The 23,016-nt window shown below is 45.4% G+C and carries 24 protein-coding genes; 22 read left to right on the top strand and 2 right to left on the bottom strand.

Translation table 11 applies throughout. The annotated features are described in order from the left end of the window. The first annotated feature begins 370 nt into the window (after nucleotides 1-370). From VSQ32_04895 to VSQ32_04910, 4 genes are all read left to right on the top strand, one after another. On the top strand, nucleotides 371-2,371 hold the full coding sequence (locus tag VSQ32_04895; protein MEH2942211.1) for a hypothetical protein: 2,001 nt from the start codon (nucleotides 371-373) through the stop codon (nucleotides 2,369-2,371). Between the two features lie 234 nt (nucleotides 2,372-2,605). After that, nucleotides 2,606-3,835, top strand: a complete 1,230-nt coding sequence (locus VSQ32_04900) for an MBOAT family O-acyltransferase (GenBank protein ID MEH2942212.1) — start codon at nucleotides 2,606-2,608, stop codon at nucleotides 3,833-3,835. 42 nt (nucleotides 3,836-3,877) lie between these two features. Then, complete coding sequence (locus VSQ32_04905) at nucleotides 3,878-5,272, top strand: hypothetical protein (GenBank protein ID MEH2942213.1); 1,395 nt, start codon at nucleotides 3,878-3,880, stop codon at nucleotides 5,270-5,272. Next, on the top strand, nucleotides 5,269-6,219 hold the full coding sequence (locus VSQ32_04910; protein ID MEH2942214.1) for a ubiquitin-like domain-containing protein: 951 nt from the start codon (nucleotides 5,269-5,271) through the stop codon (nucleotides 6,217-6,219). Before VSQ32_04905 ends, VSQ32_04910 begins: the two co-directional genes overlap by 4 nt. A 231-nt stretch (nucleotides 6,220-6,450) precedes the next feature. On the opposite strand, the gene VSQ32_04915 is transcribed toward VSQ32_04910, so the two are convergent. Beyond that, the gene (locus tag VSQ32_04915) at nucleotides 6,451-7,098 is read right to left on the bottom strand and encodes a hypothetical protein (protein ID MEH2942215.1); all 648 of its coding nucleotides are present in this window, start codon (nucleotides 7,096-7,098) and stop codon (nucleotides 6,451-6,453) included. A gap of 190 nt (nucleotides 7,099-7,288) precedes the next feature. On the opposite strand from VSQ32_04915, the gene VSQ32_04920 reads away from it, so the two are divergent. From VSQ32_04920 to VSQ32_04940, 5 genes are all read left to right on the top strand, one after another. Beyond that, a complete protein-coding gene (locus VSQ32_04920) occupies nucleotides 7,289-7,627 on the top strand; it encodes a helix-turn-helix transcriptional regulator (GenBank protein ID MEH2942216.1) in 339 nt (112 codons plus the stop codon). Between the two features lie 129 nt (nucleotides 7,628-7,756). Continuing rightward, the gene (locus VSQ32_04925; protein MEH2942217.1) at nucleotides 7,757-8,422 is read left to right on the top strand and encodes an ImmA/IrrE family metallo-endopeptidase; all 666 of its coding nucleotides are present in this window, start codon (nucleotides 7,757-7,759) and stop codon (nucleotides 8,420-8,422) included. Nucleotides 8,423-8,523: 101 nt separating this feature from the next. Further along, nucleotides 8,524-9,795 (top strand): zinc-binding dehydrogenase, encoded by a 1,272-nt coding sequence (locus tag VSQ32_04930; GenBank protein ID MEH2942218.1) that lies wholly within the window; start codon nucleotides 8,524-8,526, stop codon nucleotides 9,793-9,795. A 69-nt stretch (nucleotides 9,796-9,864) separates the two neighbouring features. Further along, on the top strand, nucleotides 9,865-10,587 hold the full coding sequence (locus VSQ32_04935; protein ID MEH2942219.1) for a DUF6033 family protein: 723 nt from the start codon (nucleotides 9,865-9,867) through the stop codon (nucleotides 10,585-10,587). A 27-nt stretch (nucleotides 10,588-10,614) separates the two neighbouring features. Continuing rightward, nucleotides 10,615-10,872 carry a hypothetical protein gene (locus tag VSQ32_04940; protein ID MEH2942220.1) on the top strand — a complete coding sequence of 86 codons (258 nt, stop codon included), beginning with the start codon at nucleotides 10,615-10,617 and terminating at the stop codon, nucleotides 10,870-10,872. 57 nt (nucleotides 10,873-10,929) lie between these two features. On the opposite strand, the gene VSQ32_04945 is transcribed toward VSQ32_04940, so the two are convergent. Further along, on the bottom strand, nucleotides 10,930-11,178 hold the full coding sequence (locus tag VSQ32_04945; GenBank protein ID MEH2942221.1) for a hypothetical protein: 249 nt from the start codon (nucleotides 11,176-11,178) through the stop codon (nucleotides 10,930-10,932). A 122-nt stretch (nucleotides 11,179-11,300) separates the two neighbouring features. Here VSQ32_04945 and metF point away from each other — a divergent pair, with 122 nt between their 5' ends. From metF to VSQ32_05010, 13 genes are all read left to right on the top strand, one after another. After that, nucleotides 11,301-12,206 carry a methylenetetrahydrofolate reductase [NAD(P)H] gene (metF, locus tag VSQ32_04950; protein MEH2942222.1) on the top strand — a complete coding sequence of 302 codons (906 nt, stop codon included), beginning with the start codon at nucleotides 11,301-11,303 and terminating at the stop codon, nucleotides 12,204-12,206. After that, nucleotides 12,203-12,856 carry a Vitamin B12 dependent methionine synthase activation subunit gene (locus VSQ32_04955; protein ID MEH2942223.1) on the top strand — a complete coding sequence of 218 codons (654 nt, stop codon included), beginning with the start codon at nucleotides 12,203-12,205 and terminating at the stop codon, nucleotides 12,854-12,856. Before metF ends, VSQ32_04955 begins: the two co-directional genes overlap by 4 nt. A 73-nt stretch (nucleotides 12,857-12,929) precedes the next feature. Next, nucleotides 12,930-15,329, top strand: a complete 2,400-nt coding sequence (locus tag VSQ32_04960) for a homocysteine S-methyltransferase family protein (GenBank protein ID MEH2942224.1) — start codon at nucleotides 12,930-12,932, stop codon at nucleotides 15,327-15,329. Nucleotides 15,330-15,391: 62 nt separating this feature from the next. After that, nucleotides 15,392-16,303 carry a DUF4474 domain-containing protein gene (locus VSQ32_04965; GenBank protein MEH2942225.1) on the top strand — a complete coding sequence of 304 codons (912 nt, stop codon included), beginning with the start codon at nucleotides 15,392-15,394 and terminating at the stop codon, nucleotides 16,301-16,303. Then, nucleotides 16,300-17,217: a metallophosphoesterase gene (locus tag VSQ32_04970; protein MEH2942226.1), complete on the top strand. Its 918-nt coding sequence runs from the start codon at nucleotides 16,300-16,302 to the stop codon at nucleotides 17,215-17,217. Before VSQ32_04965 ends, VSQ32_04970 begins: the two co-directional genes overlap by 4 nt. A gap of 506 nt (nucleotides 17,218-17,723) precedes the next feature. Next, a complete protein-coding gene (locus tag VSQ32_04975; protein MEH2942227.1) occupies nucleotides 17,724-18,389 on the top strand; it encodes a sigma factor in 666 nt (221 codons plus the stop codon). A 346-nt stretch (nucleotides 18,390-18,735) separates the two neighbouring features. After that, nucleotides 18,736-19,470, top strand: coding sequence for a DUF4367 domain-containing protein (locus tag VSQ32_04980; GenBank protein ID MEH2942228.1), 735 nt, complete (start codon nucleotides 18,736-18,738; stop codon nucleotides 19,468-19,470). Between the two features lie 159 nt (nucleotides 19,471-19,629). Further along, nucleotides 19,630-20,055: a hypothetical protein gene (locus VSQ32_04985; GenBank protein MEH2942229.1), complete on the top strand. Its 426-nt coding sequence runs from the start codon at nucleotides 19,630-19,632 to the stop codon at nucleotides 20,053-20,055. 9 nt (nucleotides 20,056-20,064) lie between these two features. Continuing rightward, the gene (locus VSQ32_04990; protein MEH2942230.1) at nucleotides 20,065-20,193 is read left to right on the top strand and encodes a hypothetical protein; all 129 of its coding nucleotides are present in this window, start codon (nucleotides 20,065-20,067) and stop codon (nucleotides 20,191-20,193) included. 195 nt (nucleotides 20,194-20,388) lie between these two features. After that, complete coding sequence (locus VSQ32_04995) at nucleotides 20,389-21,252, top strand: hypothetical protein (protein ID MEH2942231.1); 864 nt, start codon at nucleotides 20,389-20,391, stop codon at nucleotides 21,250-21,252. Between the two features lie 482 nt (nucleotides 21,253-21,734). Then, nucleotides 21,735-21,947 (top strand): hypothetical protein, encoded by a 213-nt coding sequence (locus tag VSQ32_05000; protein ID MEH2942232.1) that lies wholly within the window; start codon nucleotides 21,735-21,737, stop codon nucleotides 21,945-21,947. A gap of 45 nt (nucleotides 21,948-21,992) precedes the next feature. After that, the gene (locus VSQ32_05005) at nucleotides 21,993-22,454 is read left to right on the top strand and encodes a DUF3990 domain-containing protein (protein MEH2942233.1); all 462 of its coding nucleotides are present in this window, start codon (nucleotides 21,993-21,995) and stop codon (nucleotides 22,452-22,454) included. Further along, on the top strand, nucleotides 22,451-22,921 hold the full coding sequence (locus VSQ32_05010; GenBank protein ID MEH2942234.1) for a hypothetical protein: 471 nt from the start codon (nucleotides 22,451-22,453) through the stop codon (nucleotides 22,919-22,921). Before VSQ32_05005 ends, VSQ32_05010 begins: the two co-directional genes overlap by 4 nt. Nucleotides 22,922-23,016 lie beyond the last annotated feature (95 nt).

Here is a 23,016-nt window from a genome sequence, read left to right on the forward strand (position 1 = left end):
TCAAATCCTTGAGTATAAGATGTCAACTAAAATGATACAACATCAAACCTGGAACTGTATCAGCTTCTTCTTGATATTGCCAATAAATCAGGAAAAATTGAGTGCGAGATACTGGAAGATGAAAACGTGATGTATATGGCAAACTGGACAGACGGATGGAGGACAACCATCACTCCCAATCGTTTAAGTGGCAGCAGAATCAGAAAAAAATAAAACCAGGAAAATAAACAGAAAACTAAAAGAACTGAACGTGCCTTAGAAGAGTTCATAAGGTGCGTTCAGTTTTTTATCATTTATTGTTGAATTATATCGTCAATATGATATAATTTTACATGCAGGCTATAAAAAATGAAGAAGGAAGGAAAAGTTTATGAAGAAAAAGAAATTTGCGGCTCGTATCTGTGCATGTTTACTGGCGGCAAGTCTCAGTGTTGCAGACACATTGCCGTCATTTGCGGCCTCCGTATGGAAAGAGTCGGCTGGGGATAAGCAGCAGACTGAGGAAGCAGCCGATGAAAACATCCGTTTTGCAGAAGATATGGAGACGGCCGCAGAACCGGAAGAAATTCAGCCGGAATCTGAAGGGGGAATATCTGACATTCCGGAGGCGGATTTGAAACAGACGAATGAAACCGGAACTGAAATCAGCTCAGAACCGGAAACTGCTTCAGAACCGGGAACAGAAGCAGGACAGGAAACAGCATCCGGTCTGCAGGTGAGCAGCGACGGACAGGTTTATCTGGACGGCGTACTTTATAACGGTTATTATCTGGACAGTGCCGGAATTCTGTATCTGGCAGCCAATGGAGTACCGGCGGTAAAAACCGGAACCGTAAGCGCAGGAACTGCATATTACAGTATGCCGGAGAACGGAATGAAGACATTTGCAGCTCAGACGGTATTTGTGGGAGGAAAGATTTATACCGGTTACTATCTGGATGTGGATGGAATTCTGTACACAGTGACCGGCGGAGCAGCAGAAGTGAAGACCGGAACGGTAGACGCCAGAAGTACATATTACAGTATGCCGGAGAACGGGATGATAACCCTGCCTGCCCGGACAGTGTACGTTGCAGGAAAGGTGTATACCGGATATTATCTGGACGCCGACGGAATTCTGTACACAGTAACAGGCGGAGTTCCGGAGCCGGAAACCAGAATTATGAGTGCGGGAACCGCATATTACAGCATTCCGGACAATGGAATGGCCACGCTTCCGAAAGAGACTGTATATGTGGATGGAAACGTGTATACGGGGAATTATCTGAACAGCAAACAGAAGATGTACAGTGTGAAGAAAGGAACCCCCACCCTGAAAACCGGAATCCTGAAAAAAGGAAGTAAATATTACAGTTATAAGGATAAGAAGAAACAGAAGCTGTCGAAAGAGACCTTATATGTCAAAGGTAAAGCATATACAGGGAATTATCTGAACAGCAAACAGAAGATGTACAGTGTGAAAAAGGGAACCCGTACTCTGAAAACCGGAATCCTGAAAAAAGGAAGTAAATATTACAGTTACAGTGCGGGAAAAACCAGAAAGCTGTCAAAAGAAACCTTATATGTCAAAGGAAAAACTTACACCGGGTACTACCTGAACAGTAAAAACAGGATGTACACTGCGAAAAAGGGAACATGTACCCTGGAAACCGGAATCCTGAAGGCCGGAACCCAATATTATGGGTATAAAGCAGGAAAAAATCAGAAGCTGTCAAAAGATACTCTGTATGTGGATGGAAAAGTGTACACAGGATATTATCAGGACAGCGGAAATCTTATGTACAGTGTAAATAAAGGAACCTGCTCACCGGTTACTGCAACACTGAATGCCGGCACCGGTTATTACAGCCAGAATGCAAAAAAAATACAGACACTTTCCGCAACCACCGTGTATATAAATGGAAAAGCAATGGAAGGAATGAGTCCGGAATCCCTGGAAACGCTGCTGAGAGCGCAGGCGGTTGTGGCAGGTATCACAAATGACAGCATGACGAAAGAACAAAAACTGAGAGTCTGCTTTGACTACGTGAAAGAGGCTTACCTGGAAATCAAGCCGAGAATCCCTCATTATCTTGGTATGGACTGGCCGGTGATTTATGCAAATGATATGTTTGTAAACGGAGCCGGCAACTGCTGCAGTTACGCGGCGGCATTTGCATATATGGCAAAGGCCATTGGATACGACGAAGTATACTGCTGCAACAGCGGCGGTCACGGATGGGCTGAAATTGACGGACTGATTTATGACCCGGAATGGAGCAAATGGCATCATGTCTATAACTACTTTGCCCTCAGCTATGATACCCCTACGGACCAGGGCTACAAAGGAGCCATCGGAGCCGGAAAACCCTGGATGCGCGTGAAAATCTGATGAGATAATGTGAGATAGTTTCGGAACAGAGGAGAAAAAATGGTTTTCAGTTCATTGGTGTTTTTATGCATATTTTTTCCGATTGTATTTTGTCTGCACAGTGTGCTCCCTTCCGTGAAGCTGAGGAATGCCCTTTTAATTCTGGCCAGCCTGATATTTTATGCTTTTGGCGAGCCGGTTTACGTGGTTGTAATGGTGATAAGTGCATTCCTCAACTACCTGTGCGCAGTACTTATGGAAAAAATAAACCGGAAGGCGGTGCTGACCGGGGCAGTTGTGCTTAATATCGGGATGTTAAGCGTATTTAAGTATACCGGATTTTTTATCACAACCATAAACAGCCTGCTGCATGTACATATAAAAGTTCCTCAGATAACACTGCCCATCGGGATTTCCTTTTTCACGTTTCAGGCATTATCCTATGTGATTGACGTATACCGGGGGCAGGTGGAAGTACAGAGGAAATTCAGCAAAGTACTGCTGTATATATCGTTCTTCCCTCAGCTGATTGCCGGACCCATTGTAAAATACAGGGACATTGCCCTGGAAATTGACAGCCGCAAAGTGGAATTGCCGGAAGCTGCCGCGGGGCTGAGACGCTTTATCTGCGGCCTGGCAAAAAAAGTATTAATTGCCAATACCATGGCCCTGACTGCGGACCGGGTATTTGCACAGGACATGGCTTCCCTGAATATTCTGGGGGCATGGCTTGGGGCAGTTGCCTATACCATGCAGATTTATTTTGATTTCAGCGGCTACAGCGATATGGCCATCGGTCTGGGACGGATGTTCGGTTTTCATTTCAGAGAGAACTTTGAATATCCTTACGGCTCCCTTACCATTCGGGAATTCTGGCGCCGCTGGCATATCTCCCTGTCCTCATGGTTTAAGGAATATGTATATATTCCTCTTGGGGGCAACCGGAAAGGAAAAGTGCGGACAGGACTCAATAAGATGACGGTATTCTTTCTGACCGGACTCTGGCATGGGGCCAACTGGACCTTTGTGGTATGGGGGCTGTTCCATGGGGCTTTCAGCTTTCTGGAAGAATTCGTACCATCCCTGAGGAAAGTGCCCCGTGTGCTGCTCCATGTGTATACCATGCTGGTGGTCACCGTGGGATTTGTAATCTTTCGGGCAGACACCTTAAGTCTGGCCTTTTGTTTCATTGGAAAAATGTTTACGGGCTTCACATGTTCAGCAGCTTCCATGTCCTTTGTATGTCAGCAGATAACGCCTTTTTTCCTTGCCATGCTGCTGGCGGCTGTACTTGGATGTGCTCCGGTCCGTCCCCTTACCCTGCGGTTAAGAGACATTTCCGGAAAGGAGGAAGCGACTGCAGTGACTGCAAAAGAAAAGGCGGTGCAGGCAATGCTGTACCTGGCTGCGTTTGTACTGCTTCTGTGGTGTATCATCAGACTGTCAGGAGGTTCCTATAATCCCTTTATTTATTTCAGATTTTAGGAAAGTCGGCAGGTGAATGTCTGCGCGGAGAGGAGAATGTATATGAAGAAAAATTTGATATTCATCCTGGCCTGCATGGGAGTCTGTCTGCTGCCGCTGGCAGGGATGACCGTACATCCCACAACGGTGAGTACGGAGAACAGAACAATGTCGGAGTTCCCGGATTTGAAAAAGAAGGATGGCTCCTGGAATTGGGATTTTTTCCGGGAATTCGAGGAATACTTCAATGAGCATTTCGCATTCCGCAATGAACTGGTCTATGCGGATGCGGTAATTCAGACTTCCCTGTTCCAGGTTTCCAGTGTGGATACCGTAACGTATGGAACAGACGGATGGCTGTATTATACGTCCACGCTGGATGATTATCTGGGAACCGGCAGGATGTCAGACCGGAAGATATACAGCCTTGCCCATAATCTTTCTCTGGTTCATCAGTATGTGGAAGAAGCCGGAAGCGATTTTCTTCTGGCAGTTCCGCCCAATAAAAATACATTGTACGGGGAACATATGCCCTGGTATGATTCCTGGATTGTAGATTCGGTGCACAATGTGGATTTGCTGGCGCCAAAGCTGCGGGAACTTAAGATTCCCTGTGCGGATTTGCCGGAACTGTTTCGGAAGGAAGACGAGGTTCTGTATTTAAAACGGGATTCCCACTGGAACGGGAAAGGAGCTGTCCTGGCATACAACTGCATGATGGATGAGCTGGGATACGTCCATGAAGATTATGGAGACACTCCTGTGAGACGGGCAAAAGATGAAGACGGAGATCTGAACCGAATGCTCTATACCCTGTACGGTGAGAAAGAACTCAATTACAGATACGATACAAAGCAGAAATATACCTGTACCAACGGGGCGGAAAGCGTGGAAGCCCCATGGATTGAAACGGCGGGCGGAGCCGGAAACGGCACACTGCTTATGTTCCGTGATTCTTTTGGAAATACGCTGCTTCCTCTGTTTGCAGACCAGTTTGAAAAAGCCTGGTTTACGAAAGAGGTTCCCTATGGACTGGAGAGCCTGATGGAACAGTATCATCCGGATACGGTGATATTTGAGAAAGTGGAGCGCAACCTTTCCGAATACATTGATATGCCGCCGATTATTTCCGGAATGGAGACGGAGATTTCACAGATTGAGGAAACTCTGAAATCCGGCGCCACGGTTTCCCTGGAGTCACTGGATTATGATTTTAACTATTATAAAATCAGCGGAAAGGTGGAAAAAGAGCTTCTGGGAGATGAGACAGACATTGTGGTACGGATTAATGACACGTATTACAGGCCCTATTATACCGGAGAAAATAGTTATGAACTCTATATGAAGAAAGAAGAAATACGGATTTGGCCGGCGGAGCTTGAGATACTGACAGAGGAGCAGGGAATTTACAGGTCAGTGCAGAGAAAGAACATAGAAGAAGGAGAATTACTGCCATGAAAATAATAAAAAAAATACTGACGTCCGGTCTGGCCGTCTTTTTTCTGATGGGGCTGTGCGCCTGCGGAAAGGTGACCGTTCAGATTAATGATGGAGGCGTTGTGACAGAGCTGGAGGTTTCCTCCTCAAAAACGGTGGAACAGGCTCTGGAGGAAGGAGAAATTGCATTAAATGAAGGGGATGAGGTAAGCCCTGCCTCAGACACAAAGGTTTCTGAGGCGCAGGAGATTGTGATTTCCAGAAAAAATACCGTCAGCCTTTCTATGGACGGGAAGACCAGAGAAGTGGAGATGGTTGGAGGAACCGTCGGCGATCTGCTGGAGCAGGAGAAAATCACCCTGGGAGAAAAGCAGCACGTGAATTATGCGCTGGACGAGTATCTGACAGATGGAATGGAAATTAAAGTTTCGTATTCTTTCAGTATTGAGGTTCAGTGCGACGGGAAGACTTACAGCCAGGACATGGAGGCGGAAACCGTCGGCGACGTGCTGAAAGAACTGAATATTACACCGGGGAAAGACGACCGGGTTACTCCGGCAGTCACCGAAGCAGTGACAGAAGGCATGAAAATTGTGGTAAACCGGGTGACCTTTGACACAGTTGTGGAAACAGAGGAAACAGAGTACGAAACGGTATATGAAGACGACAGCTCCATGGCAAAAGGGCAGGAAGAAGTCAGTGTCAAAGGGGAGAACGGCCAAAAGGAAGTGACTTATAAAGTTACCTATGTGGACGGAGTTGAAGAATCCAGAGAAGTGGTAAGTGAAACTGTCACAAAAGAACCGGTTCATAAGGTCGTGAAAGTGGGAACAAAAGAATCATCATCCTCCGGCGGTTCCGGAAGAGAGATTGTATCGAAAAAGGCATTTTATGACTGCGACGGTTCCGGACACGGGTATTATGAAATCACATATTCGGACGGAAGCGTGGAATATGAAGAATTCTGAGAGACTTCCCGATATAATGAGAAAATGAGATGAGGGCAGAACAGCGAGGGGCATTGCATCCGGAAAAGCTGCTGCACCGGCGGTTGAGAAGCCGACGGTGCAGCAGTTTTTTGTCTTATAGGAAATACCGTGTTACTGCGATGTGTTAAAGTGTATGAATTTCCTGTAAGATAAAAACAAATATGCGCTGCACACATTCTTTTTTATATGGGGACGCCGCAAAATGCAGCTTTATCGTTCCGCAGTCTTTTTTGCCTGTTTCCGGGTCCGGACTGTTTCGATATGCAGCAGCAGACCCACTACGTCCACACAGCCAAGGGATGGAAGGACAGATTCCCCTTCTGACCGTTCCAGATCATACATTCGGCCGTTTTTACCCTTACGGATAGCAAAATATCCATGTTCGTCGAAGTCAGGTATATCGGAAGAAAATGTCTGTCCAATCACATGGTATTCGGGTGTTCCGGTGTCGGACGGGAGTTTTCTGGCCGCAAGATAGCAGCCTCTGCATTGGTGTTCCGGGCCATGCTGCCGGCAGTCTGCGGCTGCATAATAGAAATCTGCATTCCGGGACAGCCTGTCCAGAATGTTGCATGTGCCGGAATGCAGGATGGAATCGGCGGATTCTGTTGTTTTATCGGGGTCTGCAGGAATTTCGCAGGAAACGAAGCCTGAATGTTTCAGACAATGCTGTAAGAGATACGTCCGGATGGCTCCGGCCATACTGTGATATGGATGAATCTGTACCGTTTCCAGCATATTCCGGATTTCCTCCGGAAGGATATTCCCCTCAAAAGAAACAGAATACAGCATTTCATCACTGGCAAAATCAAACCGGTATTTCCATGCACTTATGGATTTCAGAATTGTGTCTGGCATAATAAACCAACCTCCTTTTAAATTGTAGGAAAATCATAACATTTTTGGCGGGCTGCTTATTTTGCAGACAATTACGGACAGGTTTCCAAATAAAGTATATCATACTGTTGTAACTTGTCAACAATACAGGATTACAAACAAGGCACATTGTTGATATAATTTAACATCAAAAGGAAAGGTGGAGAGAATAATGGATGTAGAACTGTGCCTGAAGGAAATGGGGAGAAGAATTATGGAGAGGAGGAAGGGCATGGGATTGACCCAGGAAGCCCTTGCTGAGAAAAGTGATCTGACGACCCAGTTTGTTTCTTATGCAGAGAGCGGAAAGAGAGGCATGAGACCTGAGAATCTGATGAAGATGGCAGAGGCATTGGGCGTCAGCACAGATTACCTTCTTACCGGTGACATTATTGACAAGGATAAGCTGCTGTTGTCACACAAACTGGACAGGCTTACACCCCGGCAGGTCAGACTGGTGGAAAGTATTGTAGATGAGTGTATCCTTCTTTATGGAGGGGAGAATTTATAATTACGGTTAAAACCCTTACGGTGTTGAAAGTGAAATTTTGTCGACAGTATTTTACAAATGCAGATAAGAGAGGTATGTCATATTATTGGTAATTCCTGGATTTATCAGAAAAAAATGACGAGGTAAGGTATGAAAAGCAATATTATTGAATTTCAGAACTACCAGAGAAAATGCCCTGCGGGCGTAAAATATACGAAAAGAGAGAAACGGAAGGATATTTCCAGAGCAGACAAAAAGAAAATAGAAGCTGCTGTACGTGAACTTTTACAGGAAAAAGGTGTGGAAGCGGCCGGAGGCGTGGACATCGTTTCCATTGCGAAACGGGAAGGGTTTCTGGTACAGAAGGTGTATCTTCCCCCGGAAACGGTGGGATTTCTGGCGGTCAACGAGGAAGAGTTTATTGAAGGAACCGAGAGCCACAAATGGATTGTAATCAACAGAGGATTTGTAAATGCGGAAAACGAGGCGGGGCTGGAACTGAAAAAGAGCCGGTTTATCGCAGCCCACGAATACGGCCACTATATGCTGCACCGGGGAAATTTAAAGAAATTTGCCCATAAAGATACGGGAGAAAGCAGCAGCCGGGAGGATTTGGAGGCAGATTATTTTGCCAGAAGTATGTTAATGCCGCTGGATATTTTTCAGATGGTGTGCAGAATGCTGGCGGGAAGTATTTCCAGGTCTGAGGAGGAAGAAAACTATGACCGGAAAGTGGAATATCTGTCTGATATTTTCAAGGTGACGCAGGAGTGTGTCAGAAGGAGGCTGGAAGATTTGCTGGAGTTGTCCAATTAATCGGGAATGCTTGCCAGAATCCGGTATTTTTATTATACTGTATGATAGTGAAAACAGTTTCAGAACAGCTTGTAAAGAGCCGGAAAGGAAAGGTGAGTCGTTTGCAGACAAAAGCAGTGCGCATTTATGGAGTAAAAGATTTAAGACTGGAGGAATTTGAACTTCCGGTTATGGGAGAAGATGAAATACAGGCCCGTATTATAACAGACAGTCTCTGCATGTCCACGTACAAAGTGGCGAATCAGGGAGCCCGGCATAAAAAACTGCCGGATAACCTGGCGGAGAATCCGGTCATTATGGGTCATGAATTCTGCGGTGTGATTGAGGCTGTGGGAAAGAAATGGCAGCATCTTTACAAACCGGGGGATAAATTTGTGGCCCAGCCCAATCTGGGACGGGCAGATACCTTTTCTCTTGGATATTCTTTCCCTTATGTGGGCGGTGAAGCCACAAAAGTTATTATTATGAATGAGGCCATGGAAAAGGGCTGTCTCCTTCCCTACCAGGGAGAGAGCTTTTTTGAGGGTGCCCTGGTGGAGCCCCTTTCCTGTGTGATTGCAGGCTTTAAAGCCAATTTCCATCTGAGGGACCGGAACGAATATGACCATACCATGGGAATCCGGGAGGGAGGCGCCATGGCCATTCTGGGCGGAACAGGCCCCATGGGTTCTCTGGCAGTGGATTACGCCGTCCACGGGGAAAAGAAGCCTTCGGTGCTGGTGGTGACCGGAAGCACGAAAGAGAAGCTGGAACGGAGCCGGAAGCTGTATCCTCCGGAGGAAGCAGAGAAACACGGCGTCTCCCTTCATTATGTATTAACGCCCAGAGAGAGCGATTTTGTGGAAGAATTAAAATCTCTGACGCCTGGAAATCAGGGATTTGACGATATTTTCCTGATGGTGGCGCAGGAATCCATGGTGACAAAAGCAGAAGCTCTGCTGGCACCGGACGGCTGCCTGAATTTCTTTGCAGGTCCCGCAGATTCCGGATTTTCCGCCCGGATGAATTTTTATAACCTGCATTATAATGCCACCCATTTTGTGGGCACCAGCGGAAGCAATACCCAGGATATGAAAGACGCCATTGCCTGTATTGAGAAGAAAACGGTCAATCTGGCCAAAATTGCCACTCATGTGATGGGGCTCAATGATGTGTGTGAATCTATTCTGAAAATTCCGGAACTGCCCGGCGGGAAGAAGATTGTCTACTCTCAGAAAAATTATCCCATTACAGATGTGGGGGCATTTTCAGAGCAGGATGAGCTGGGAGCGGCTTTGAAAGCCCTGGTGGAGAAACATGACGGTCTGTGGAATGCAGAAGCGGAAGCATATTTTCTGGAGCATTGCCCCAATATTCAGGAAAATGCCGATTAAACGTTTCCCGTATTTATCCGATATAAGTAGTGACATGGAGTACAGATTTATTTCAGGGAGGAAACAGATATGAACACTAACGGAATCGGAAATGCGTACGCGCAGGCTGCAGCCGCAGCGAAACCCAGGGAAACTGCCAGAACAGGAAGAACCGGACAGAAGGAAATCGGCAATCCTCAGTTAAGTGAGAAAGCGCAGAAATATTACGACCAGTTACAGAAGAAATTTTCCAATATGGATTTTATTCTGGTCAGCAAAGATAAGAAAGAAGAAGTGCAGGCAAATGCCGCTCAGTACGGCGGAAACAGCAATAAGAGCCTGACAGTGCTGATTGATGAAGAGAAAATTGAGAAAATGGCTGAAGACCCGGCGTATCGTGAAAAATATGAGAAGATACTGCGGGGCGCAACCACTCAGTTTGCCCAGATGAAGAGTGATTTGGGAAGCAATGCAGATATGGTGAAATCCTTCGGCATGAAAGTGAATGATGACGGAACAGCTTCTTTCTTCGCGGTAGTTGACAAATCTCTGGCAGCACAGAAGAAACGGATTGAGGACAAAGCAGAGCAGAGGAGAGAAGACAGGAAGAAAACGGACGCAAAAGAGCAAAAGGAACGGGCGGAGGAGAAACGTGCAGACGCTTTGAAAGATAAAGATGATACTGTGACGGTGACAGCTTCCTCCTGGGACGAACTTCTGCGGAAAATCAATGATACGGTGTCCGCTTATGGGGATGATGTAAGAACCAGAGAAGAGACCTGGGTGGGCGGCCGGTTTGATTACAGTATTTGATTTTTATTCTGTCGGAACTGAATATGGATGGCGTACACGGAAGTGCAGAAAAAGGCAGGTAAATCTGACGAACGGAAAGGAGACTGGAGGATGGAGGCAACGGAACAGATGAACGAAAACGGGCAGAAGAAAGTAGCAATTGACAAGTACATGAATCTTTTAAGAATCGAGAAATACGGGAAAGAAGAATTTAATTTCCAGAAAAGAGCTGCAAAGGTGGAACTTCAAATCCTCGGAATCCCAACAGAAGAACTGGAAGCTGAAGCAGGTGAGCAGACGGAATAAAGAAGGAAAAAGGCAGAGGGTGTCCGGATACATGGCACCCCCTGCATACAGACTTATTTATTTTGTCTGTTCCCGCTCCTTTTTATTGCTCAGCATGTCGATTTCCACTTCATTCGGGTGGGCAAAGGCACACTGGGGAAGGAAGTTGTAAACATCCAGATAGGAATCCAGTTCCGCGCTGGTCTGCGGCGGCCTCGGCACTGCGCCGGTACAGTCCATGACAGAACTTGCTTTTAAATAATCATAATTTTCATCATGCAGGTCAGGCACCGGATGGGTGTCTTTTTTTCTGTCCATTTCACTCATAAAATCCCTCCTTACAGTAACAGTATGACGAAAAAAGGAATTTTTATGCGGCAGGCAGTTTGACTTTTACGGGATAAATCCTTATAATATAAAAAAATTATAAGGATTCAGAGGCATAAAATATGAAAATTTCAGAATTATTAAAAACAAAAGAAGTAACCATCAGCTGCGAATTGTTTCCCCCGAAAAAAGGTTCCGAACTGGCCAAAGCCCATGAGGTAGTCCGGGAAATGGCCAGGGTAAGGCCGGCGTTTATGAGCGTAACCTACGGGGCCAGCGGCGGCATCAGCGAGCATACGGTGGATTTGGCAAATGAAGTGCAGAATGTAAACGGTGTGCTGGCTCTGGCACATCTGACCTGTGCTTCTTCCGGGCGGGACAAGATTCAGGAAGTTCTGGGAGAATTACAGGAGAGGAAAATTGAAAATATTCTGGCGCTGCGGGGGGATATCCCGGCGGATCTTGATTTTCCGCTGCCCAATCAGTATCACCATGCCAGCGAGCTGATAGAGGAAATCAAAGCATTCGGAGATTTCTGCATTGGAGGAGCCTGTTATCCCGAAGGCCATCCGGAAGCAGATTCCATTGAGGCGGACATCGGATATCTGAAACAGAAGGTGGAAGCAGGCTGCGAATTTCTCACCACTCAGATGTTCTTTGATAACAATATCCTCTATAATTTCCTGTACAGAGCTTTGAAAAAGGGGATTGAGGTGCCGGTGATTGCAGGTATTATGCCGGTAACCAATGTGAACCAGATTAAGCGGATTACTTCTCTGTCGGGAACCACGCTGCCTGCCCGGTTCCGGGCCATTGTGGAACGGTTTGCCGATAAACCGGCGGCTTTAAAGCAGGCAGGCATTGCCTATGCCACGGACCAGATCATTGATTTGATTGCAAATGGAGTCAGCAACATACACATTTATACCATGAACAAGCCGGATGTGGCAGGAGCGATTTTCCGAAATCTTTCTGAAATCTACAGTTCGGAACAGGATGAGGAAGACGGAAGGAATCAGAATATATGAGAGCGGACAGAGCGGAAACGTTACGTTACCTGGGATACCGGGGCCAGGAAATTGACAGCCGGACACAGGAACTTCTGGATAAAATAAGCGCGGAACTGGAGCAAAACAGTTCCCCCGGAAGTATATACCGGGAATATGACTGCAGGGTCACGGACGACACCGTTTCCTTTGGAGGGCTTACCATTACCAGCAGGAATCTGGCCAGGAATCTGAGGGGATGTGAAAAGGTGGTGCTGCTGGCAGCCACCATTGGCCGGACTGCAGATTTGATGATTCGGCAGTATTCGGTGACAAATCTGGCAGGCGCCGTGATTGTACAGGCAGCAGGAGCAGCCTGCATGGAAAGCTATGTGGACGAGGTGGAAGATTCCATACGCCGGGAAGCGGAAAAGCGCGGACTGTATCTGAGGCCCAGATTCAGTCCGGGGTACGGAGATTTTGCCCTGGAATATCAGAAAGACATTTTTAACATGCTGGAATGCAGCAGGAGGGTGGGTATTACGCTGACGCAGGGGAATCTGATGCTGCCTTCCAAATCGGTCACCGCAATTATCGGGCTGACTACCCAGGAACGGGAATCCTGTCACAGAACAGACTGCAGCCAGTGTGGAAAAACAGACTGTGAATTCCGGCGGACGCAGGAGCAGTGATACGGAAAAAAACGGTATGGGGTCAGGTGATTGCCCAATAACCTGAAAACAGACAAATTGAAAGGGGAACAGCATGAATTTTACAGAACGGTTGAAAACGGAACTGTTATTTTTTGACGGTGCCATGGGAACCATGCTGCAGGATCAGGGCCTGCAGCCCGGAGAACTGCCGGAAATCTGGAATGTAACCAGAGAAGATGTGATATTAAAGATTCATAAAAGCTATCTGAGAGCCGGCTGCAACATCATAAAAACCAATACCTTTGGGATTAATCCATTTAAAATGAAAGACAGCGGGTATACCTGTGAAGAACTGACGGAAAAGGGAGTCCGTCTGGCCAGGAAGGCCATTACGGAGACCAGAACAAATGCGTATGCGGCACTGGATATCGGTTCCCTTGGAAGGCTGCTGAAACCTCTGGGGGATCTGCCCTTTGAGGAGGCATATAAAGCATTTCGGCCGGTGTGCCTGGCAGGAGAACAGGCAGGAGCTGATCTGTGCCTGATTGAGACTATGAACGACACCTATGAGATGAAAGCAGCAGTACTGGCGGCCAAAGAAAATACCAGTCTGCCGGTGGTAGTCACCATGGTGTTTGACGAAAACGGAAAACTGCTGACAGGAGCGGATATGGAGGCCGCAGTAGCCATGCTGGAGGGACTGGGGGTGGACGCACTGGGGCTGAACTGCGGTTTCGGCCCGGATGTGATGAAAAAATTCCTTCCGAAGCTGCGGGAAATATGTTCTGTTCCTATCGTGGTAAATCCCAACGCAGGGCTTCCGGTGGTGGTGGACGGCAAAACTTCCTATCATGTGGGACCTGAAGAATTTGCCTCCGTTATGAAAGAAATTGCCCAGGAAGGAGTTTCCGCCCTGGGAGGCTGCTGCGGCACCACACCGGAACATATCCGGGAGCTGGTAAGGGCCTGCAAAGGAATGGAACCTCTGAAAATCACAGATAAAAACCGTTCGGTGGTTTCCTCCTACAGCCATGCGGTGGTGTTCGGAGATCATCCGAAAATCATTGGGGAACGTATCAATCCCACGGGGAAATCCCGCTTCAAACAGGCACTGCGGGAACGGGACCTGGAATACATTTACAAAGAGGCTTTGAGCCAGCAGGACAGAGGGGCCCATATTCTGGACGTGAATGTGGGACTTCCGGAAATCAACGAAGTGGAGATGATGAGGAAAGTGGTACCCGGACTCCAGGCAATCACAGACCTGCCTCTGCAGATTGATACCTCTGACCCCAAAGCCATGGAAACAGCACTGCGCCTTTACAATGGCAGGCCTCTTCTGAATTCTGTCAACGGGAAACGGGAGTCCATGGATACGATATTTCCGCTGGCAGCCAGATATGGCTGTATGGTGGTATGTCTGACGCTGGATGAATCCGGTATACCGGATACGGTGCAGGGCAGAATTGAAATTGCTGAAAGAATCATCCGGGAAGCGGCGAAATACGGGCTTCGGAAAAAGGATTTGCTGATGGACACACTGACTATGACCATCAGCACCGGACAGAGCAATGCAAAGATTACACTGGAAGCCCTGCGTCATGTACGTTATGTGCTGGGCGTCCATACCACACTGGGAGTTTCCAATGTTTCTTTCGGCCTGCCTCAGCGGGAAAAAGTCAATACAGCCTTTTTTACCATGGCATTGTCCCAGGGGCTCAGCGCCGGAATTATCAATCCAGGCAGCGACGTTATGATGTCAGCCTATGACGCTTTCTGCGCCCTGAACGGCAGCGACAGCCAGTGCAGGACCTATATCAGCCGCTATTCCGGCCAGACGCCCCAGCCCGGATTGCAGTCTTCCAAAAACAGGGAGATTACCTTGTTTGACGCTGTGGTGAAAGGACTTGCAGAAAGCGCCGGACAGGCAGCCCGCAAAGAGCTGGAAACCAGAGGGCCGCTGGAAGTGATAGACCAGGAACTGATTCCTGCCCTGGACGCGGTGGGGCAGGGATTTGAGAAAAAAACGGTGTTTCTGCCCCAGCTTCTGATGAGTGCGGAGGCAGCGAAGGCAGGATTTGACGCTGTAAAAGAACATCTGAAGTCCCAGGGCGGCAGCTCAGAATCCAAAGGCACGATTGTGCTTGCAACCGTAAAAGGAGATATTCACGATATCGGAAAAAATATTGTGAAGGTACTTCTGGAAAATTATGGTTTCCAGGTTCTGGATCTTGGAAAAGACGTTTCGCCGGAACTGGTGCTGGAAACAGCCAGAGAGCATAAGGTCAGGCTGGTGGGCCTGAGTGCTCTGATGACCACCACAGTGGCAAATATGGAGCTGACTATCCGGATGCTGAAAAAAAAGCTGCCGGACTGCCGAATCATGGTGGGAGGCGCAGTACTGACCCAGACCTATGCGGACATGATTGGTGCAGATTTTTATTCCGGAGACGCCATGGGCTCCGTAAGATATGCCAACGAGCTGTTTGAAACAGAGGCCGGGAAAAAATAATCAAAAGAACTCTCCAAACCTTTCTGACATATATTAGAAAAAAAGAAAGGATTTGGAGAGTTTTGAATATTAATTGGATTATTTTTGGTATTATCACAGCCGTTTTGCTGCTGTTATGCCTGTGGATATGGTACAGATACCGGTGCTGCCAGAAGGCAAAACGCCTGGTATGTACCAGGAGCGACTATGAAAAACTCACGGAACTTAATCAGGCACTGGCGCCTTTTGGTTTTGTATATGACCAGCAGAAAGATATTTTTTATTCCAGGAAAGACGCCTGGCAGCGCAAATTTGGATATGGGAAAATATATGATGAAATGGCTCCTGTTATGAATATGATTATCGACTGTGAGCCCATTTATTTTGAATATGACAACAAACGATGGATGATTGAATGCTGGAAAGGCCAGTACGGAATTACTACCGGAGCGGAAATCGGGCTCTATGTGGAACGGGAACGGGGCAGCCAGCAGAATCCGGAAGATGTATTTTATGAATGCGTGTCAGAGGAAGAAGAACTTCCGATGGAAATGGTTCTTTACAAAAACGGCAGACAGGTGTTCCGGAGACAGGAAAATCACTGGTGGCTGACGGGCTTTGAACTGGGAGAATTTTCCTGGCCGGGAGAACTGATGATGAAAGTTGCCGTTACATTCCGGAATCATGAAATGCTGGAAGCATTTCTGAAAGGCTGTTATCAGGCAGGCTATCAGCCGGAGGATATTCATGTCTGGGCCCAGCGGGCGGCATTTTCCATGTATCAGCCTGAAAGTTCCCGGAATTCTCATTACGGAAGGCTGTTTCGGAGACTGATTCAGTGGCAGAATCATCATAACTGCAACACGTATCACAGAGTAACCAGGGATTTCACCAAAACCCTGGATAAACTGAATTATCTGATGCTGGCATATCCCCGAATATTTGCCATGATTACAAACACCGGAAGAATTGCCTGGGAGAAAAAAGGCTTATGAAGCGTACCGCCAGAAGGCTGGATAAAGCCTATGGGGAGGCTTTATGCGTTCCAGTCCATATGGGAAGCCGTATTGTGCTTATGAGTGACTGCCATCGAGGCGTGGGGAACTGGGGAGATAATTTTCAGGCCAACCAGAACCTGTATTTTGCGGCGCTGCAGTATTATAACCGCAGAAAATTTATATATATTGAACTGGGAGACGGTGATGAGCTGTGGGAAAACCGTAATTTACAGGAGATTGTGCGGATACACAGCAATCAGTTCTGGATGATGGGGAAATTTTACCAGGAAAACCGCATGTATATGCTGTATGGCAATCATGACCGGAAGAAAGAGAAAGAAAAGTATTTTAAAAACAAATGCAATTCCTACTATTGTGAAGCTGAAAATGAGGAGGTGGCGCTGTTTCCCGGCATGAAGGTGCATGAAGCCATCCGTTTGCAGGACGCCTGCAGCGGAATGGAGTTATTTCTGGTTCACGGCCATCAGGGAGACTTGTGGAACGATACCCTCTGGAAGCTCACACGCTTTCTGGTGCGGTATCTCTGGCGCCCTCTGGAGCTGGCCGGAGGCAATGATCCCACCAGCGCGGCCAAAAACTATCAGAAAATGGAGAGAATCGAAACGCGGCTGGCAGCCTGGGCACAGAAGCATGAGACCCTGCTGGTGGCCGGACATACCCACAGGCCGGTATTTCCAAAACCCGGAGAAGGGTATTATTTTAATGACGGAAGCTGTGTACATCCCCGTTGTATTACCGCGCTGGAGCTGGAGCGCGGAGCTCTTTCCCTGGTAAAGTGGAGTATGAAAGTGCGGGAAGATAATATGGTCTATATTGGCCGGGACGTACTGGAAGGGCCGGAAACTCTGGCAGATTACAGCAAAGCAAAGGCCGGGCTGCCAGGATTCTGACCGGCCGGAAGATAAAAAAGGAGCAGTTTCGTTCAGAATGAATGGAACTGCTTCCTTTGGCGGGCCGGACAGGCTGCAGCTTTTTCATTTGATGATATCAATACAGAACAGGTTACATATGCAGCCGGTATATTTATAAAAAAGTTTAAAAATGCTTGAAGGATTCAGGAACAGATGATATAAACGAAAAGGACGCAAAGGAGAGGGACAGGAAGATTGATGTAATGATTGAAGAAATTCAGCAGGATTTGGAGGACTGAGGAACAGCAGAGAGCGGAACTTGCCACCGTTCTCTTTTTTATTCTACAGGAAAGGCTTTTTCACGCTAAATCGTCAAAGTATCTTCCTATAAGATAAAAAATAATATGCGCACTCGCACAGGGGGAAAATTCCAAAAATCATTTAAGAAAAACTTAAGAATTAGAGAAAGAATTAATGAAAATAATTGTGATAGAATTAAAACATAAGAAACAGAATCCTTCCATGGCAGAAAGGCAGGTGTTTTTATGAGGATAGGAAAAGACAACTTTATCGCACAGCTACAGCTTCATAATGAAAAAGCATTGGAATTTCTGGTTCTGGAACATGGAGAACGCCTGATATCCATTATTCGGAAACATTTGTTCACGCTTCCTCACCTGCAGCAGGAATGTCTGACAGATACCTTTGTTTCTGTCTGGAATCATATAGACAGCTTTGATTCGGAAAATGAATTTGAAAACTGGATTGGCTCTGTGGCCCGGTACCGCTGTCTGGAATATCTGGCCGCTCATCAGAAAGAAGCTACCATTGCATGGCTGATAGAAAAAGAAATTCTCGAAGAAAAAGAGATGATGCTGAGCTGCCTGAATGAACAGGAACAGGAACTGTTTTATCGGTTCTATGTGGGAGAAGAACCGGAGTGTACAGGAAAGAGAAACCGGAATATCCCCTGCCGCAATATGTATGAGCTGCTGAACCGTATTGATACAGACATTTTCGAGTATGAAAAAGAGTGTATTACCATAGAAGAAAAGGAACAGATGGTTCATCAGTTACAGGAATTGCTGAGAGAAAAGAAACGCAGATTTTCTTTTCGGCGATATCTGAACAGCTCTTTTCGGAAAACAGCCCCTCTGGAACAGCTGAATCTCCGGAATCAAATACCCCACTGCAAGCAACGGGGTATTTGACCCTCCATGCCAGCATGATTCGCACAGAATACAGGCTATGGCTGAACTGTTATAAAAAATTATACACAACATCTTGACGAATCCGCATATTAGTGATACTATATATACATAGCTACGATATATCAGCACTCTTTCCCCTCAGTTGATATATCAGCTTGCTCCCGATACTATTGGTATTGGGAGCCTCTTTTTGTCTGAAATCAGAATTTGAATGTTACTATTTTACTATTTCTGATTATTTTATCAGAATATGTCATGAAAGGATATTCTGGATTGTTATTATAATATATGATAGAATAGATTCAGAAACAGATAAACTACCATCATACATTTAAGGAGGGGAAAAATGGCTGATATGGACAAGCTCTTAAAACAGGCATTTGATGAAATTGCAAAAGAAGAATTTGAAAATCGTCCGGAGGTAATACCGGAACATAAGTTTTCTCTGAAATTTCGGTGGAAAATGCACCGGATTTTACGGAAAATGAAAACAGGGAAAGATAATTCCGGAGACGAAAAAGGCCATTCTCTTATGGGGCTGTATCGCTCCGTTCATTCCAGAAAGCGGAGAACAGCAATTATTCTGCTGATTATCATGGTACTTGGCGGAACTGCATTTGCCACGGAACCAGTGATACGATGGCTGTGCAATTACTATGTGGACCAGTATGACGACCATGTAAAGATTCAGAGAGATAACCCGGAGGAAGCAGAGGACGGGGAAAGAGGTACATTTCGGAAGTATCAGTTGACGGAGATTCCGGAAGGGTATTCATTAGATATGGAAGAATTTGATGAAAAATTGCAAAGATATCATATATTTTATAGTAGTGATGAAGAAGATGTATTATTCTTCCAACAAACTTGGCAAGGAGATGAAATACCAGAAAATATTACATCTGACACAGAACCATTGAAAGATGTGGAGGTAGGTGGATTTACCGGTTACTATGCAGAAGATGGAGAAAATGGTTCATTGATACTTTCTAATGGCGTTTATACTTTGGTGTTGTCCGGGCCTTTTTCAAAACAGGAATTGATAGAAATTGCAGGCAAACTGGAACTTGCAGATGAATCATAAATGGAAAAGATGAATTGTTTTGCATAGATTTATGCAGGAAAAATAAATATAAAAAAGTGGGCAAAAAGTGTCATATTTTTCCATACTCGGTTGTTATATTAAATGTAGCAGTATGCCTGTTACCAGATTATACAAAAGAGAAATGGAAGGAGAGATGTTATGAAGCGAAAAGTATCAATGATGTTGGCAGTGCTGTGTTTACTGCTGAATCTGTCCACGGTCAGCTATGCCGCAGGGGCTGCAGGTGTACAGCCCACAGCCGCAGGGGGAGGCGGAATCGCACAGCCTTATTATGTAAATACCTCAAAAATCAGCGCCGGGTTAAAAATTGAGGGAAATACAGCCTATTGTAATGCAGAAGTTGCGGCAAAAAAAGTATGCTTTATCAATGTGGTTATGCGTCTGCAGCGGAAGGAAGGCAGTTCCTGGCATACGGTATCTTCCTGGGTGGAATCAGCGAATGCCGGGGGGAAAATTATGAATAAAACTTTTACGTTAAGTACCAGAGGAACCTATCGCGTATATGCTATCTTTACTGTGGGAGGAGAAGAAGTATCCTGCAGCAGCGTTTCTAAAACATATTAAGGGGGAAGAATGATGAAGGGGGAAATCGAAGAGACCGTAAAAGACCTGTTAAAAGGGATGGGAATCATACTGATTAACTTTTTCGGAATTATACTTTTGAATTATCTGGCAATATTGCTGGATGGAAAAGTTTTCTGATTATTTCAGAACAGGATAAGGTAATTTTACAGAACAGAATGAAATGGTGAGCCTGCCGGGAGGGGTTCCTGTTTCATTCTGTTTTTGTCTGTGAACGGAGGAAATTCTGAATCCGGCCGGGAAATTGAAATTGAAAATGAAAATAATTCATGATAATATTGTTATGGGAAAAGGACTGTACGGGAGTTGAAATGATTGGAAGGGAAAGAAGAAAAGATGAATGAGAAAGTGTCGAAATACACGATAAAGGACAGTGTATTTACATCTCTGTTCAGGGAAAAGAAATACCTGATACAGTTATACAGAGCAATTCATCCGGAGGATGCGGAGGCCACAGAAGATGATCTGAAGGATGTTACGGTCAGCAATGTACTGGTAAATGATATCTATAATGATGTGGGGTTCAGAGTAGGAAGAAGGTTATTAATTCTGATAGAATGCCAGTCCACATGGACGCCCAATATTATATTCAGGGCTTTGATGTATCTGGTACAGACATACCGGGAATATTTCAGGGAAACCAGACAGGACATATATAAAAGCAGGAAACTGGAAATCCCCCGGCCGGAATTATATGTGATTTATACAGGAGAGAGGAAGAAAAGGCCGGAAGAGATTAGTTTTTCAGAGGAATTTTTTGGAGGAGAGGAGATTTGTCTGGATGTAAAAGTCAGGATGATATACGATGGCCGGGATGGAGATATAATAAATCAGTATGTGTCGTTTACCAGAGTGTGCAGGGAACAGGTGGAGATTTATGGAAGGACAGGGAAAGCCATAAAAGAAACCATCCGGATTTGCAAGGACAGAGATGTACTGAAAGATTATCTGGAAAGCAGAGAACAGGAGGTGCTGGATATGTTGATGGAACTGTATGACCAGGAAGAAGTAATCAAATCATATGTGGAAAGTGAGAAATATGAAGCCGAAAATGCAATAAAAATGGAAACAGCAAAGAGGATGCTGGAAGATGGAACATTTTCAATGGATAAAATAGCTAAATTTTCCGACCTTCCAATAGAAGTTGTCCGGGAACTGGCAGGTTTGCAGTCTGTATAGAGAAAAATCCGACAATACTGCCGGATGGAAAAGATTTCTGATTATTAGAATAGTAATATTGTTATAGGAAAAGGACTGTACGGGAGCTGAAATGATTGGAAGGGAAAGAAGAAAAACCTGATACAGTTATACAGAGCAATTCATCCGGAGGATATGGAAGTCACAGAAGATGATCTGAAAGATGTTACGGTTTTATATTCAGGGCTTTGATGTATCTGGTACAGACATACCGGGAATATTTCAGGGAAACCAGACAGGACATATATAAAAGCAGAAAACTGGAAATCCCCCGGCCGGAATTATATGTGATTTATACAGGAGAGAGGGAGAAAAGGCCGGAAGAGATTAGTTTTTTAGAGGAGTTTTCTGGAGGAGATTTAGTCTGGATGTAAAAGTCAGGATGATATACGATGGCCGGGATGGAGATATAATAAATCAGTATGTGTCATTTACCAGAGTATGCGAGGAACAGGTGGAAATATATGTTGATGGAACTGTATGACCAGGAAGAAGTAATCAAATCATATGTGGAAAGTGAAAGATATGAGGCGGCAGAAGAGGCTGAAAATGCAGCAAAAGTGGAAACAGCAAAGAGACTTCTGAAAATGGGAAAGCTCACTGTTGAAGATATAGCTGTTGGTTCCGGTCTTACTGTTGAGGAAGTAGAGGAACTGGCAGGTTTTCAGTCTGTATAGAAAAAATTGGATTTATTGTAGCAATATCTGCAAAAGGAGAACGACATGACAAATTATAAAATTTATCATGGAAGCAATGTAATCGTGAGCAGACCTGAAATTATGATAAATGGGCATTATAAAGATTTTGGATACGGGTTTTATTGTACGAATCTGGAGAAACAGGCAAAACGATGGGCATTGACAAGACATGGAGAATCTATTGTAAACCATTACTCCTATACAAAAAATGACAGGTTAAAAATATGCATTTTCCAGCAGATGACAGAAGAATGGCTGCAGTTTGTTGTCAATTGCAGGAGAGGAATAGAACATCAGTATGATATTGTGGAGGGGCCGATGGCCGATGATCAGATATGGGATTATGTAGAGGAGTTTATGGAAAACAATATTTCAAAAGCAGCATTCTGGGAATTGGTAAAGTTTAAATACCCCACTCATCAAATTGTGTTCTGTACAGAATCTGCACTGAATACTCTGACCTTTGAAGGGAGCATAAAATTATGAAAAACCGCTATTTCGCAGATGAAGAGATAGAGAGTAATGATTTATATTTTATATGCTATATGATTGAGCGTGTTGCAAGGAAATTGCATCAGAAAAATAAGTATGTGGTAAATAAAATTGGTAAAGATGAAATGTATCATTTAATCAGCGTTGCAAATGTACTTCATGCAGAAAATCCGTTATCTGTGGAAGATGAGTGGATTGCGTCCTATCATCTTCAGGACGGAGAGTTTGACGTGTTAAGGGTTGAAAAAGAACTGGTATCCCATGTGCCCACTGCCACACAGATGGGAAGGGTCTACAAGAGGTTGATCAGAGATACATCCCAGCAGGATGAGGATTACGTGGAAGGAATTTTCCGAGTTTATAATCATGAAATCTGTGACGTGCTGGATAACTATAACTGCAGCGCATATTTTGAGCCGTCTTATGTGATAGCAAGAGCGTATTTTGCAGGAGGGTTCTGAATCTGGACATAATTTTTGCAGGTGCTGAAGACAGATACCCCGCAGGCGTCTGTTGGTTTATTGTCCGCGGGAATAAAAGCAGGATTCACAGAGAT

Source organism: Lachnospiraceae bacterium JLR.KK002, assembly GCA_036941025.1.
Classification (GTDB): Bacteria; Bacillota; Clostridia; order Lachnospirales; family Lachnospiraceae; genus Petralouisia.

Bases quoted from the DNA above. Each gene is read 5' to 3' on its own strand.
- VSQ32_04980 (MEH2942228.1), top strand. From the start codon at position 18,736: ATGGCTGATATGGACAAGCTCTTAAAACAGGCATTTGATGAAATTGCA.
- VSQ32_04895 (MEH2942211.1), top strand. From the start codon at position 371: ATGAAGAAAAAGAAATTTGCGGCTCGTATCTGTGCATGTTTACTGGCG.
- VSQ32_04990 (MEH2942230.1), top strand. From the start codon at position 20,065: ATGATGAAGGGGGAAATCGAAGAGACCGTAAAAGACCTGTTAAAAGGG.
- VSQ32_04945 (MEH2942221.1), bottom strand. From the start codon at position 11,178: ATGAGTGAAATGGACAGAAAAAAAGACACCCATCCGGTGCCTGACCTG.
- VSQ32_04910 (MEH2942214.1), top strand. From the start codon at position 5,269: ATGAAAATAATAAAAAAAATACTGACGTCCGGTCTGGCCGTCTTTTTT.
- VSQ32_05010 (MEH2942234.1), top strand. From the start codon at position 22,451: ATGAAAAACCGCTATTTCGCAGATGAAGAGATAGAGAGTAATGATTTA.
- VSQ32_05000 (MEH2942232.1), top strand. From the start codon at position 21,735: ATGTTGATGGAACTGTATGACCAGGAAGAAGTAATCAAATCATATGTG.
- VSQ32_04915 (MEH2942215.1), bottom strand. From the start codon at position 7,098: ATGCCAGACACAATTCTGAAATCCATAAGTGCATGGAAATACCGGTTT.
- VSQ32_05005 (MEH2942233.1), top strand. From the start codon at position 21,993: ATGACAAATTATAAAATTTATCATGGAAGCAATGTAATCGTGAGCAGA.
- VSQ32_04970 (MEH2942226.1), top strand. From the start codon at position 16,300: ATGAAGCGTACCGCCAGAAGGCTGGATAAAGCCTATGGGGAGGCTTTA.
- VSQ32_04940 (MEH2942220.1), top strand. From the start codon at position 10,615: ATGGCGTACACGGAAGTGCAGAAAAAGGCAGGTAAATCTGACGAACGG.
- VSQ32_04900 (MEH2942212.1), top strand. From the start codon at position 2,606: ATGGAAAAAATAAACCGGAAGGCGGTGCTGACCGGGGCAGTTGTGCTT.
- VSQ32_04960 (MEH2942224.1), top strand. From the start codon at position 12,930: ATGAATTTTACAGAACGGTTGAAAACGGAACTGTTATTTTTTGACGGT.
- VSQ32_04975 (MEH2942227.1), top strand. From the start codon at position 17,724: ATGAGGATAGGAAAAGACAACTTTATCGCACAGCTACAGCTTCATAAT.
- VSQ32_04925 (MEH2942217.1), top strand. From the start codon at position 7,757: ATGAAAAGCAATATTATTGAATTTCAGAACTACCAGAGAAAATGCCCT.
- VSQ32_04985 (MEH2942229.1), top strand. From the start codon at position 19,630: ATGAAGCGAAAAGTATCAATGATGTTGGCAGTGCTGTGTTTACTGCTG.
- VSQ32_04905 (MEH2942213.1), top strand. From the start codon at position 3,878: ATGAAGAAAAATTTGATATTCATCCTGGCCTGCATGGGAGTCTGTCTG.
- VSQ32_04920 (MEH2942216.1), top strand. From the start codon at position 7,289: ATGGATGTAGAACTGTGCCTGAAGGAAATGGGGAGAAGAATTATGGAG.
- VSQ32_04935 (MEH2942219.1), top strand. From the start codon at position 9,865: ATGAACACTAACGGAATCGGAAATGCGTACGCGCAGGCTGCAGCCGCA.
- VSQ32_04955 (MEH2942223.1), top strand. From the start codon at position 12,203: ATGAGAGCGGACAGAGCGGAAACGTTACGTTACCTGGGATACCGGGGC.
- metF (MEH2942222.1), top strand. From the start codon at position 11,301: ATGAAAATTTCAGAATTATTAAAAACAAAAGAAGTAACCATCAGCTGC.